This is a genomic window from Amycolatopsis sp. CA-211722 (assembly GCF_056828465.1).
The window spans coordinates 4,189,917-4,203,641 of record NZ_CP184752.1 but is presented as its reverse complement, the minus strand read 5'-3'; the positions used below and the strand labels follow the sequence as shown (position 1 = coordinate 4,203,641).

10 protein-coding genes are annotated in these 13,725 nt (G+C 68.7%); all 10 read right to left on the bottom strand.

The annotated features are described in order from the left end of the window. Positions 1-156: 156 nt before the first annotated feature. Positions 157-1,086: a carboxymuconolactone decarboxylase family protein gene (locus ACOCEP_RS20355; RefSeq protein WP_482339292.1), complete on the bottom strand. Its 930-nt coding sequence runs from the start codon at positions 1,084-1,086 to the stop codon at positions 157-159. Between the two features lie 2 nt (positions 1,087-1,088). Then, positions 1,089-2,741, bottom strand: coding sequence for a GMC family oxidoreductase N-terminal domain-containing protein (locus ACOCEP_RS20350; protein ID WP_482339290.1), 1,653 nt, complete (start codon positions 2,739-2,741; stop codon positions 1,089-1,091). Next, complete coding sequence (locus ACOCEP_RS20345; protein ID WP_482339289.1) at positions 2,738-3,295, bottom strand: DUF5987 family protein; 558 nt, start codon at positions 3,293-3,295, stop codon at positions 2,738-2,740. Before ACOCEP_RS20345 ends, ACOCEP_RS20350 begins: the two co-directional genes overlap by 4 nt. Positions 3,296-3,300: 5 nt before the next feature. After that, on the bottom strand, positions 3,301-4,653 hold the full coding sequence (locus ACOCEP_RS20340; protein WP_482339287.1) for a cytochrome P450: 1,353 nt from the start codon (positions 4,651-4,653) through the stop codon (positions 3,301-3,303). Beyond that, entirely contained in the window at positions 4,650-5,645 is a 996-nt protein-coding gene (locus tag ACOCEP_RS20335; RefSeq protein ID WP_482339285.1) for an enediyne biosynthesis protein, read from the bottom strand. The genes ACOCEP_RS20340 and ACOCEP_RS20335 overlap by 4 nt, the downstream gene beginning before the upstream one ends. Next, a complete protein-coding gene (locus ACOCEP_RS20330) occupies positions 5,642-7,606 on the bottom strand; it encodes a CRTAC1 family protein (RefSeq protein WP_482339283.1) in 1,965 nt (654 codons plus the stop codon). Before ACOCEP_RS20330 ends, ACOCEP_RS20335 begins: the two co-directional genes overlap by 4 nt. Continuing rightward, on the bottom strand, positions 7,603-8,559 hold the full coding sequence (locus ACOCEP_RS20325) for a DUF1702 family protein (RefSeq protein ID WP_482339773.1): 957 nt from the start codon (positions 8,557-8,559) through the stop codon (positions 7,603-7,605). The genes ACOCEP_RS20330 and ACOCEP_RS20325 overlap by 4 nt, the downstream gene beginning before the upstream one ends. 160 nt (positions 8,560-8,719) lie before the next feature. Next, positions 8,720-9,622 (bottom strand): helix-turn-helix transcriptional regulator, encoded by a 903-nt coding sequence (locus ACOCEP_RS20320; RefSeq protein WP_482339281.1) that lies wholly within the window; start codon positions 9,620-9,622, stop codon positions 8,720-8,722. A 131-nt stretch (positions 9,623-9,753) separates the two neighbouring features. Next, positions 9,754-11,199 (bottom strand): SagB/ThcOx family dehydrogenase, encoded by a 1,446-nt coding sequence (locus ACOCEP_RS20315; RefSeq protein ID WP_482339772.1) that lies wholly within the window; start codon positions 11,197-11,199, stop codon positions 9,754-9,756. A 43-nt stretch (positions 11,200-11,242) separates the two neighbouring features. Next, the gene (locus ACOCEP_RS20310; RefSeq protein ID WP_482339279.1) at positions 11,243-13,516 is read right to left on the bottom strand and encodes a TOMM precursor leader peptide-binding protein; all 2,274 of its coding nucleotides are present in this window, start codon (positions 13,514-13,516) and stop codon (positions 11,243-11,245) included. Positions 13,517-13,725: the final 209 nt, after the last annotated feature.

The window sequence follows — 13,725 nt, the reverse complement described above, 5'->3', positions numbered from 1 at the left end:
GGGTGTGTGGATTTCGGGTCATCCAACGCACCGAAATCCACACAGTGAGGACTCGGCCCGGCGCCCGAACCGAAGCCCACGACGTCGCGAAAGCCACTTTCGGGACATCTGACGGCCCGAAAGTGGCTTTCGCGACACGACACCGACCGCGCGGCCTCACCGACCACGCAGCGAAGCGACCGAAACGGCACGAGCGGCGGCCGTGAAGCTCGCCCACCCCACCAGCTCGACCAGCTCCCGATCACCCAGTCCCGCGGCCGCGACCAGACCGTCGTCCACCTGATAAGGCGCCTTCGCGGCCACCAAGGCCAAGCGCACCGCCGGATCGTCGAAGGCGTCCACCCAAGACCGGCTCAGCCCAGGCGGCACGCCGTCCCAAGTGGACAGTTCTCGCTCGACGACCTCCCGGACGGCCGGAGGTACCGCCAACCCGGCGAACACCGACGAAGCACGGGAGAGCGCGTCCACGATCAGCGGAGTGCCCGCCGCCCAGGCGAAGTCCCCAGAGCCCGGAGGCAGCAGGTCCAGCGACTCCCCCGGCGGAGCTCCTTCCACCGGACGAAGGAACCGCCCCAGCACCGCTTTCGCCTTCGGGCGTGCCGAATCCGGCACGGACGAAGGCAGCGGCGACGGCCCCAGGAACACGTTCACCACCCGGTTCAGGTAGTGGAACGCGAACGCGACCGCGGTCAGTTCCGCGCGAGCGCCCGGCGACAGAGATCCAGCACGAGGATCCGCCGACGCCTCCGAAGAACGCCCCAGCGAGTCCAGAGCCATCCCGTGGACCTCGACGCAGTACGGACACGAGTTCTCTCGCGACACCAGGGTCGCGACGATCTCCCGGTCCGCCCGGCTCGTCTCTCCGGCCGCCACCAACGACTCTCGCAGCAGCACCCAGCTCGCCGCGAGCACCGGCGGTGATGGCGAATGCAGCGCCACCGGCGGGGCCAGCATGCCGAAATCCCGTTCCAGCCGGCCGTAGACATCGCGCACCAGCCCGGTCGCCCGGCCGAAAGGCACCGGCCGGACGTACCGGACTTCGCGCAACGCCCGCCGCAGCGCGAGTTTCACCAGCGCGGGTGCCATGCTCAGCTCCCGGCTACCAGTGTCAGCTTGCCGACCGCGCGCCGCCCGGTGATGGAGCCGTCCGGAGCGGGAGCGCCGTAGGTGACGTCGACGCCGCGAGCCTGGAGCGCCCGCACGATGCCCGGCACCGAACGCTCGGCGAGCGCCGCGATCGTCATCGCCGGGTTCACCGTCAGCGCGCCCGGCACGGAAGCGCTGTCGGTCACGAAGATCCCGGGGTGGTCGCGGAGTTCGTGGTTCGGGTGCAGCGCCGAGGTCGCCGGGTCGTCACCGATCCGGCACGACGCCAGCGGGTGCACGGTGTACGCGCCGACGACGTCGTTGGTCCACGGCGCCACCTTCGCCAGGCCGTCCTTTTCGAGGATCTCCTTGCACTCCGCGTCGGCCAGCGCCCAGCCGTGCCGGGTGTTCGGCGTCGGGTCGTACTTCAGCGGACCACGGCCGAGCATCTGCTGCGAGATGCGGTACGCGTTGCCGGTGGGCGGCGGCGTGCCGAAGACACCCTCGTTGTCGTCCTCGGTCATCAGGAAGATGGTCAGCCAGGAGGCCCACTTCTTGAGGATCTCCTTCTTCTGCGCCCCGAACCACCGCGGTTCGTCACCGTCCGGCACCTGCGCGAGAATGGTCCCGAGCCCCGGCGGGAAGTACAGCTGTTCCAGCGAGTACCGCTCGTACTCCGGCAGCGAACCGTCGAGCTTGTCCCAGTTCGCCACGGTCGGGCCCTTGCCGATGTGGTTGGCCTCGTAGACCTTCCCGTCCTCACGGGAAAGCCCGAGTACCTCGCGGACCCGCTCCTCGTTGATGATCGCGGTGTTGAGCCGCTCACCGTTGCCGGAGAAGTACCGGCCGACCCCGTGCGGCATGGTGCCCAGCGCCGCCTCCGAACGCTGCAGGATCACCGGGGTCGCGCCGGCGCCCGCGGCGATGATGACGATCTTCGCGTCGATCGTCCCGCTGCCGGACTGGAGCCGGTAGTCCTCGTCGTCCACGACGTTGAAGTGCACGCGGTAGTCGCCGTCGTCGATCCGCTCGATCCGCTGGACCTCGTGCAGCGGCCGGATCTTCGCGCCGTGCGCGAGCGCGGCGGGCAGGTAGTTGGTCAGCAGCGAGCGTTTCGCGTCGAACCGGCAGCCGGCCATCATGAAGTTGCAGTTCACGCACCGGTCGTTGTCCACCGCGACCGGCGCGGGGTTCGCGGTCCGGCCGGAGTGGTCGCAGAAGGCCGCCCACAACCCGCCGGCGTACGAGACGTCGTTCCAGTCCTGTTTGGACACCGGAAGCGACTCCGAAACACGGTCGTACCAAGGTTCCAGGGTGTCCCTGGTGATCGCCGAAGGCCACATGCGACGACCGATGCTGCCGTGGCGCTCGAACACGAACTTCGGGGCACGCGGCATCGCGGCGAAGTACACCACGCTGCCGCCGCCGACGCAGTTCCCGCCGAGCACGCTCATCCCGTCGCCGACGACGAAATCGAAGGCCCGGGTGTAGGACGAGCCGAGCAGATAGTCGTGCTCGAAGTCCTTCGTCTCCAGCCACGGCCCGCGTTCCAGCACGGTGACCTTCGCCCCGCCCGCGGCCAAGTGGTAGGCGGGGATGGAGCCACCGAACCCGCTGCCGACGATGACGACGTCGGTCTTGTCGTAGGCGGTCATGCGGGGCTCCCGGAAGGTGTCGTGTCAGGGTGGAGCCGCGCCAGCTCGCGGCGGTAGGAGAACTTCGGGAACCGCCACAGCCCGTCTTCGTCCGGCGCGGTGTACCCCATCGCCAGCAAGCCGGGGTGGCCCTCGGCGATGGCTTCGGCGGTGTGCTTGTGCGCGGCGCTGTCGAAGGACATGTTGCAGAACAAGGCGAGGCTCACCCAGCCGTCCTTCTCCGGATGCCCCGGCGCGGTCAGCGACCGCACGAGCGCGGTCCGGTCGGCGAAGGACAGCGCGACGAACGGCGGCAGCGACTCGTCGAGGGTGAGGTCGTGCTCCTTGGCGTAGCCCTTCGCGTGTTCGTTGAGGGACTGCGCCAGATAGGGCAGCCCGACGGTCACCCCGGTCGCGTCGGTGTGCAGCAGTTCGAGCGCGCCCGCCACGACCGCGCCCGGCCCCTCCGACGCGCCGGCGATCGCGTGGTCGCCGGGGAACCGCTTCTCCCCCGGCACGATCGTGTCCGCGTAGGCCTCCAAAGTGGACACCTTGACCTGTTCGTCCGAATCCACGGAACCTACCTCCTGTTCCTGGTGTGCACGGTCATCGGAAGCCCGCCCCGCACCCGAAGCGACAGCATCGCCTCGGGCACCACGTCGTAGCCGGGGAGCTTCCTGAGTTCGAGGTCGCGCAGGACCATGGTCAGCACGAAGACGGCCTCCATCACGCCGAGGCTGTTGCCGATGCAGAACCGAGGCCCGGCGCCGAACGGGATGTAGGCGTAGCGGGGCCGCCCGCTCGGCCGGTCCGGATCGAACCGGTCCGGGTCGAACTTCTCCGGCTCCGGCCAGAACTCCGGATGCCGGTGCAGCGTGTAGGGCACGACGACGACGTCGGAGCCGGCGGGGATGTGATAGCCGCCGATCTCGTCGTCGGCCTGCGCCACCCGCGGCAGCAGCCACACCGGCGGATACAGCCGCATGACCTCTTCCACGACCCTCGCCGTGTACGGCAACCGGTGCAGGTCGTCGTGGGTCGGCAGCTGGTCGCCCAGCACCGCGTCGGCCTCGGCACGCAGTTTCGCCAGGACGTCGGGATGCTCGTCGAGCAGGTGGAACGCCCAGCCCAGCGTGCTCGCCGTCGTCTCGTGCCCGGCCAGCAGCAGGGTGATCAGCTCGTCCCGCATCTGCTCGCGGGTTCCGTCGGTCGCGATGAGGCGGGACAGCACGTCCTCGCCGTTCTCGACCGGGTTGGCCAGCCGCTGCTCGACGAGTTCGTCGGCGATGCGGCGGAGGTCGTCCCGCGATTCCCGGAACCGCAACTGCTTCTTCAGCGGGGCCCACTGCGGGACCATGCTCAGCGTCACGGCTTCGAACATCGCCTGGTCCTGCACGGCTTCGAACGAATGCCCCAGCGAGGTGAAGCCGCCGAGGTCCGCGTCGAGCAGTGTCTTGCCGAGCACGCCGAGCGTCAGCCCGGTCATCTCGTGCAGGATCTCCACCGGTCCTTCGGTGTCCCGCAAGCGTTTCACGAGGCCTTCGACCTCGTTCGCGACGACCGAGGCCTGCCGCGCGATCCGCTTGGGCTGGAACACCGGCTGGATGGTCCGGCGCTGCTTCTTCCAGACGTCGCCGTCACTGGTGAGCAGCCCGTCGCCGAGCGCCCGCCTGGCCTCCTGGAGGCCGATTCCCTTGTGGTAGTTGGCCGCGTTGTCCGCGAGCACGTGTTTCGCCAGATCGGGGTGGTTCACCAGGTACATCGTCTTGGGACCGATCGCGATCCGGACGACGTCCCCGTGCACCTGGGCCGAATCCGACATGAGCGCCAGCCGGTCGGTGAAGAGCTTCTTCAGCAGACCGAAGGTCGCCCGGCGCGGCGGGCCGGGCGGCGCGAGACGCGCCGCCCGGCTGGTTTCCGCACCGGAGGTCATGCCGCCACGGCCCCGGTTTCCGTCTCCGGCTTCTCGGCCGGCTTGGGCAGGGAGGTGACTTCGGCCGACTTCGCCTGCTCGGCCTCCCACTTCTCGGTGGCCTTCTTGGAGAAGTGCAGGCCCCACAGGAACGCGCCGCGGATGAGGCAGACCAGCGCGGTGGCGAGGAACAGCCCGTAGGACACGTGCACGACCATGAAGAACCCGTACGCCAGCGCCACACCCGAACCGAACAAGACCTGCGAAGCGGGCTTCGACGGGGTCGTGCCCGGGTCGGTGACCATGTAGTTCGTGTAGAGCACGAACGCCACGCCGGTCATCATCCCGAGCGCGCCGGGGATCGCGGTGTCGAACACCAGACCACGGATGATCGCCTGGAGCGCGAAGGTGATGAGCCAGGCGCCGATCAGCCACATCCGCTGCGTCAGCATCGCGTTGAGGACGGTGCCCGAGACGATGATGATGCCGACGATCAGCCAGCCGACCCACGAGTCGACCTGCTCGGTGAAGTGATACGGCGGCGCGATGCTCGCCCAGGGGAACACCAGCAGGATGATCGTGATGCCGAAGTTCGACGGGTTCATGTAGTGCCGCAACCGGCCGCGCACCGGGGCCTGCAGGACCCACTTGGCGCCGACGGCGACGACGACCCCGAACATCATGACCAGCACCTGGTCGTTGACGTAGGTGAGCATGTTCAGCGCGAGACCGGTGATGTGCGCCGGGAACAGGAACTCCACGAGTCCCTTGAACCCGTTCCCGCGGAAGCGGACGCCCCGGCCCTGTGTCCGGGCGCCGATGATCTCCAGCAGGATTTCGGTGGCGTAGGCCGTGGCCAGCGCGATGAACGGATAGGTGTAGGGCTGCTCGAAACCGAGCACGGTGTAGCCAATGATGTTGAAGATCGTGATCGAGATCGCGAACCGGCGAAGGGCCGTGATCGTCTTGTTGCTCTTCGGTGCGGTGAGTGTCTGCTCAGCCATGACGGTCATTTCTCCTTAGCCTGAGCGCCGAGCTGGAAGGTGTGGCTGCCCGGGGTCAGCTGGACTTCCTGCGTGCGGATCTGCCCGGTCAGGTCGCGCCACTGCAGGCAGACCTTCACCGGCCCGGTGACCTTGCCGAGTCCGATCTGGATCTCGTGGCTGCGCTTGCCGGAGTGGCCGCTGCCGCCGTCGACCCGGTCCATGTACTTCTTGCCGTCGGGGGTGATGACGGTGACCTGCGCGCCGACCGCCGCGGTGCCGGCCGCCTTGAGCGGACCGTCGGCCGAAGCCTTGTCGTGCACCAGCTTCAGGTTCAGGTACGACCCGGAGTCGGGGCTGACATTGCGGTAGAAGATCGGCTGCTCCCACTGGCGGGCCACGGCGAAGTCGAGCTTGCCGTCGCCGTCCGCGTCGCCGGTGGCGATACCGCGGGTGGGCACCGGGACCGCGAGCCCGAGGCGCGGGGCCAGGTCGGTGTAGCGGCCGTCGGCGCTCTTGGCCCAGAAGTGCAGGGTGTGGTCGCCACCGACGTCGTCACCGGCCACCATGTTCGGCCAGAAGGACGGGTGCTTCAGCAGTTCGTCGTTGGAGGTCGCCAGTTCCTGCAGCTGCGGCCAGCGGTTGACGTCGCCCTTGACGAAGCCGGTCGCCTGGGTGATCACCGATTCGCCGCTGTTGTTGTAGTCGGCGATCTTGACGTCCCAGCCCCAGCCGGACCACGCGGTGCCGGCCTGTGCGCTGCGGTCGACCCATGGCGCCTCGCCGCCCTGCAGACGACCGCGCAGATCCGCGGTGTCCTTGGCGGTGTTCATGAACTGGAAGTGGCTTTCCTCGATGCCCCAGGACGTCGTGATGTTGCTGACGTACAGGTCGTAGAGACCGTCGTGGTCGAGGTCGGCGAAGTCGACGCCCATGCCCTTGAAGGAGTCGTTGCCGAGCACCTTGGACTTCGGCTCGTTGGCCCCGCGAACCCCCTTGACCTCGGCGAACTCGACGTGGCCGGGACGGGACTTGTTGTACAGCAGGCGGTCGTGGCCGAAGTCGTTACCGATGTAGAGCTCCGGCAGGTTGTCCCCGTCGACGTCGGTCGCGCTGGCCGCCAGCGACCAGCCACCCTGCGCGTCGGCCGGGATGGCCTTGTCGTCACAGACGAACGTGGCGGTCGGCTTGGCTCCCTGGGTGGCCCCGGTGAACCGGAAGATGTACTTGCCGCCCGCGTTGTCGGCGTGCGACATCGACTTGTTCATCTCGACCCCGCCCTGGACACGGTCGTCCAGCACCGCGCTGTCGGGGAAGTAGTTGCCGATGAAGATGTCCTGGTGGCCGTCGCCGTCGAAGTCACCGACCGAGGCGGCGTTGGTGTTCCACAGTGGACCGGCGTACTCGCCGTTCTTGGAGTTGTTGCCCGGCACCAGTTCCACCGGCTCGTAGGCCTTCGGCTCCAGTTTCGTGGCGTCCGGCTTCGAGAGGAACAGGATCGGGGTGCGGCCCCAGTAGTAGGCCAGCAGGTCGACCCGGCCGTCCTCGTTGTAGTCCGCGGGGACGCAGCCCATGGGCGCGATGTACTTGCCCATCGGCAGCGGTGCCGCGTCGAGCGCGAACGGCGCGTAGCGGTCGCCGCCCTTGCCCGGGGTCGGGGTGATGACGACCTGGTCACTGCGCGGGTCGACGAAGCACAGATCGTTCGCGAGCTGGTCGCCGTCGAGGTCGTTGACCGCGATCGCGGCACCGACCGACGAGATCCAGGCGCGGATGTGCTCGTAGTCCTTGTTCACCGTCCGGATCGACTGGCTCTTGGCCGCTTCCGGCAAGGCGATCGTCAGTGGTTCGAACGCGTACTTCGAGGCCATCGTGTCGGCCTCGGCGGTCGAGACGGTGGGCAGCTGCGCCACCACGAACAGACCCGCCATCAGCACCAACGCCACGATGCCCGCCAGCTGCTTGCGGAGCCAGCCCAAGGTCGCGGTCATTTCCCTGCACCTCCAGATTTGAGAACCTCAGCGGCGATGCGCTGTCGCCAGGTTTCGAAAGCCGGGAGTTCGCCGTCGACCACGGTGGCGGGGCGCACCTCCTGGGTGATGGCCGCGGCCCGCTCGGCGGGCAGGCCACAGATCGCCTGCGTGGCGACCTCGGTCTCGGGGATCAGCAGCCCGGCGCGGACGCGGGCTTCGGCGGCGAAAGCACTGCCCTGGGCGAGGTTCCCGCGGTGCTCGCCGGCGAATTCGGCCAGTTTCAGCAGTTCGTCGGAGGTGACACCGCACGCGTAGGTCGAGGCGAGCCCGACTCCGGCGTAGAGGTCTCCGTGGCGCCGCTCGGGGAAACGCGCGATCGCGTCGGCGACCAGATCGACGTCGGTACCGCAGATGAACCACAGTGCCCGCCCGATGCCCTGGTCGATCGCGCGCAGCGCGTACCCGCCGTTGCCGGGCGGCCAGGAGAAACCGGGGTCCTGGAACTGACCGTCGATGTATTTCGCGGTCTTGAAGTACGCCTGGTGGAAGCCGTAACCGTCGAGCACCAGCCAGCGCAGCAACGGGTCGAAGTCCTCGGCCGAGGGCCAGCGGAAGCGCGGCAGCCGCGCCATCGCCCAGCCGACGCCGACGTAGATGATGTAGTCGTGCTTCTCGCCGGGCCCGGCGAGGAACTCCTCGATGTGACGGCGTCCGCCGCCCGGCAGCCCGTCCAGCATCCCGTAACCCATTCCCGCGCCTTCGTAGGCGAAGCCGCGGTATTTCACCGGAATACGTTCGAGCCATTCTTCCGCCTGCCCGACGGATCGCGCCTCGACCGCGTGCGCGTAACCGAGCAGGAATTTCTCACCGACGGTCTCCAGCAATTCTTGAGCGGCCGGGCTCTTCTTGTGGAAACCGCGCTTGTCCAGTGACGTCTCGGAGACGTCCGGCGTGATCATGCGGCGTCTGATCGTGCGCCAACCATTGCCCAACGCACTCTCCCCCTATCGGGTGGATTCGAATTCTGGGATCGCTTAAAGCGTCACATGCGTGGTGAGGGCCCAGCTACTCCACGGTTGCGTCCGCGTTCTCCCGGTTTGCGAGACCGGGAGAACGCGGGAACACCTTCGATCAGGCCACCGCGCGCAGGTATCCGGGCGCCGGCGCGACCATCCGGTTCCCGGCGGACGACGGGCCACCGGCGAGGGTGATCGCCATCGGCGCGTCGGTCGGCGACGGGGCGCGCATCGGCATCCGGAGGTGGACCATTCCGTACCGGGTGATGTCGACGCGCCCGGGCAGGGTGCCCATGGAGAACGAGGACGCCGCGGTCCCGGCGGCGTGCTCGGCCACCCCGATCACGGTCCACCGGCCTTCGGGGACGTTCTGGATCTCGATGTCCGCGGACAGGACGTTCGCCCTGCCACCGAAGGCGACCGGGCCGCACTGCGGGATCGACTCGGCGAACAGTCCGATGAGGACGGTCGCCGGACCGGCCCCGCGCGGGGTCTCGACCCGAACACTGATCGTGCCGGTACCGGTACGCATCGTGGGGCTGCCCATTCCCGCGCTGTGCAACGATTCCAGCGTCGGCAGGCGCTGGAAGTGCGGAGCCATCGCGACGAGCAGCTCGCCGACCTCGGGGTCACGGTACTGGGTCGGGGTCATCCCGACCGCACGGGTGAAGCGGCTCGTGAACGTGCCGACACTGCTGTAGCCGACGCTGCACACGATGTCCGACACCGTCAGCGACGTCGTCAGCAGCAGTCGTTTCGCTTCGAAGAGCCGGATCGCGGTGAGGTACCGGCCGGGCGTGACACCGGTCGCCTTCGCGAAGATCCGCGAGAAATGGAACGGGCTGACGAAGACTTCCTGTGCCAGGTCGCTCAAGGTGATCGGGTCGAAATACCTCGCGTGCATCGCGGAGATGGCTTGCAGCACCGCGGGTTGCAAGGGGGACGCCGGCTCAGGGTGCCGACCGGGTTCGGTGACGCCTTTCTCGTTCGCCGCCATGGCGACTGTTCGTAGCTGCATCAGACCAACCTCGGATTCGCTGTCGCTTTTCTCTGTACGCCAGCTAACGCGTCGGCGATTTCAGCGGGCTCGACGAGCGATCGAGATGGGTCCTGCGGTCTTGTCCGGACGTGCGCTATCGGTGGACGGTCTCAAGCCGGGAGATCGAGCACGCATTCACCGACGCCGACTTCGGCGGGCCAGTCGAGTTTGAGGGCGCGGTCGACGCGGTCGCCGGCGTCCACCGGGACGGCGTGCGCGGCCAGCCCCATGGCGCGGGCGACGAGGTAGAGCGTCTGCTGCAGCGCGCCGACATGCGCCAGCGTCGTGGCGTACGCGCCGCCTCCGAGCACGGAGGCCATCCGCGGCATCCGCGCGGTGACGGTGATCAGCGCCGAGGGCCGCCGGTGGTTGCCACCGCCGATCATCGCGATGTCGAGCATCTCGTCGAGATCGGCGACGTCGTCGTTGACCAGGGTGAGCCGATGGTCGAGCGGATCGTAGTGGTAGATCCCGCGATCCAGCCCCGAACAACGGTTCACCGACACGTACAACTCGAGTTCGTACAGGCAGGCGACGCTGAAGTACGGGCGCTGCGAGGCACTGTGCGCGGGCCCGTTCGGCAGATGCGCGGGCCCGATCGACCGGATGCGCGCGCCACGGAACAGGAATTCGCCGATCTGCTCGGCCGACAGCACGCTGTCGGTGAACTCCGGGCAGCTGTGGTCGTTCTCCAGCAACGCCGTCAACGACGGATCGGTTTCGGCGCGCGCGGCCAGATCCGGCCGGAACAGCGAGTAGCTCGGGCCTTCCCCGGTGGGAGCCTTCACCACCGGCGGCGTCCCGAGCCCGGCGAGGTCGGCCGGACCGCCCGGCCGCCAGGTGCGGCTCGTGGTGTGGAACGAAAGCTCGTCCGGGGACCACACACCCAGCTCGGGATCGTCGTCTTCGGCGAACCTGCCGTTCTCCCCGGCGGCCTGGACGACGCCCGCGGCGACCAGATAGGACACGATCGCGCCCACCACGCCGCGATCGATCCCGGTCGTGGCCACGATCTCCCCGACCGACTTCGCCGTCGCGAGGGTCGCCGCGACGTGCACCGCCCACGGCTGGGTCAGCACCACGCGATACCGCGCGGACGGCGACTCCAGCCCCATCCCGTCGGCGTCGGAACGCAGGGAACTGAAGCGGGACAACCGGATCGGGCGGGTGGCGGGGATCGGCACCGGCGCGAACACCGGCGCGAGCACGACCGGGATCACCGACAGCAGCGGCCCGCGGCCGTCGGCGAGACCGAGCGAACGCACCACGGAACCGCCGAGTTCCTTGAGCGCCTGGCGCAGCGCGTCGGTGCCCTCGGCCGTCCAGCTCAGTTCGCCTTCGAGATCGGGTTCCCGTTCGACGGGCTCCCATGACGACGTCACGTTCGCCAGCGACACCGGCCCCAAGGCCATCCGCCGCAACGATTCCACCACCAGCGGTTCCGCGTGCGGGAATTCGTGCTCACCCCAGCGCGTGACGACCACCAGTGAGCCGTCCTCACTGATTTCGACGAGGCTGTCGTCGGTGAGCGACCACAGGGGGATCGTTTCGGCCACACCGCCGGGGTGATCTGTCGTCAACTTGTTGCTCCAGCTTGGTCTACAAGAACATGGGGAAGGGATTCAACCGCTCGTAGGGAGTCGGCTCGGCGAGCCTGCCCAGGCGCACCGGCACGTCGAACAATCGTCCGGGGGCGAAGCGGCTCCAGAACGGACGCAGCCCCGGCACGACCACCCGGACCACCGGGAGATCGATGTCGGGCCTCGTCTGGTCCAGCACCAACGTCTCCATTCCCAGCACGGAAAGCCGCCGTACCAAGCACTCCACGTCGTCACGGACGTCGGGACGACGGACGAACTTGAAGTCCGCGGCCCGTTTCGCCGACCGGCCGGGCGCCGGCAGCAGATACGGCTGGTTCGCGACCGTCGCGTACCGGAGCCACCGTGCCGCGTCCGGATCGTCGAGTTCGACGTCGTTCGCGAGCACCGCCGGGATCAGCTGGTTGAGCTCGCTGACCGCCCGCCGCAGCGCCGTCCTGGGATCCAGGTGGGCACCGAACCCCATCATGACGTTTTCGCGCGGCCCGACGATACTCCTGGAAAGCGCGACCATCACCGGGATACCGAGATCCGCGGTCAGGTCGAGGACCCACAGTTCCCGGCCCGCCCGCGCGTACTGGCCGACCATCTCCTCGGCCCACGGGTCGTCGAACGAGGCGATGTCCACGCCGGGGACGGGGAGCCGGTTGTACCACCACAGCGCGACGGCGTCGCGTTCGACGAGTTCGAGCAGTCCCTGCAGGATCGCGTCCTCGATGCTGCTTCCGGCCGCGCAACCGTTGGAGTCCGCGCGCATCCCGGTGAGCCCGCATTCCCACGGCACCCCGTAATAGAGGTACGCGGTCGGCATCAGCTTCCGGCGCTGCCGGGTGAGCGACCACAGCGGCGTCCAGTCGATGGGGGCCTCGGTGTCGAACCGTTCCGGGACGTACTGGAACGTGGCGTGCGCGGCGTTCCACTCGGCACGGCTGTCGTATTGGCGCTCGTCGAAGAGCATGCACGAGTTCGGGTGGACGGCGTCCTCGCCGAGCGCGCGGAAGGTGTCGCGGATCCGCAGTTCGTCGCCCTGGTAGTTCGCCGAGAACCGCTCGATCGCCTCGCACAGCGCGCCGACCTCGGCGTCGATCGGGCTCGCGCCCTTGCCGCCGTTCTCCCCGCGGAGCCCGGCCTGCAGACCCGCCTCACCGCGCACGCGGCGCGCGACGTTCCCCCCGGAGTGGTACGCGTTCACGAACGCCGGCGCCCGCGGGTCGCGGGAGATCTCCTTGACGATCCCGGTGACGGGGCTGACCAGGTGCCCGTAGCGGTCGAGCACCTCGACCGGGGTGAGGGTCCGATGCCCGCCACCGCCCGACGTCGCCTTCTTGGCCTCCCGCAGCACCACGGGCTCGGCCGTCCGCGCGGCGACGATCCCCTCGTCACCGCATTCGGGACACTGGGGACGGCGCCGCAGTTCGTGCAGGCGCCCCTGGAGGTCGAGGGTGTCCAGGATCCATACGGCCTGCTGCCCCGGATAGCGGTGTCCCGCCAGCCATTTGGACGCTTCGAGGGAGATCAGATGCGAAGCGGCCGCGGTCAGCGGCGGCACGGCGGGCATCGGGAACGCCGCGGGGCCGTCGTGCCCGAGGACCTCCTGCACACAGGCCTCGGCGTGCCGGTGCCCCCACAACCGGTTCGTCAGGCAGTGCCAGCAGCCGGACCGGCCGGGCTGCATGATCGGGCCGATCCACACCTGAGAACCCGACGGCCTGGCCAGCAGCCACGGCCGTCCGGTACGCCGGTGCTCGGCGTCGATCTCCGCCAGCCGCGGGTCGAGATAGTCGTCGCACAGCACGATGGCCAGTTCGGACGCCGTCCCGACCACTTCGATCCCGCTCGCGGCCAGCCCGCTCGCCACCTGCGAGGTGTCGACACCCCTGCCGACCGCGGTCAGGCTCGCCGTCGCCGGCTTCTGGCGGCTGGCGACCGCGGAGGCGTCGAGCCCGCAGGCGTCCCAGTACGCGAGCGCGCGTTCGTCCCCGCTGACCTCGTCCGGGACGTGGAGGGTGACCAGGCCCGCCTCGACCAGCCTGGCCAGCACGCCGGTGACCTGTTCGGCGCTCATCCCGTCCGGGCGGGCGGACAGGAGCCCGTCGAGGTCACGGGTGCCGTCGAGCAGGGCCGCCACCGACGCGACCTGCGCGCCGCGGATCGCGATGACCCCTTGTTCGGAGAACAGATACGCACCGTTCCCTTCGCGGATCTCCGCGCGCAGATGCCGTTTGAACCCCAGGCCACCGCTGATCGAGCCGGACGTGGACGATGCCTCGCGCATGATGACCCCCAGTAGGTCGGTTCGATTCTCGAATCCTGCTCGGCGGGCTTGGTCCCGGCCAGTGCGCGATTCATACGTCGGATATGAAAAACCCACGTTCTTCCGGGACACACGCACGCGACAGCTGGTGGACGGCTCACTGGCCCGCGCCGGGCCGCTCTGCCACTGTCGAAGTACTGGGAATCAGGTCTCGACGCGTATCGAGCTGG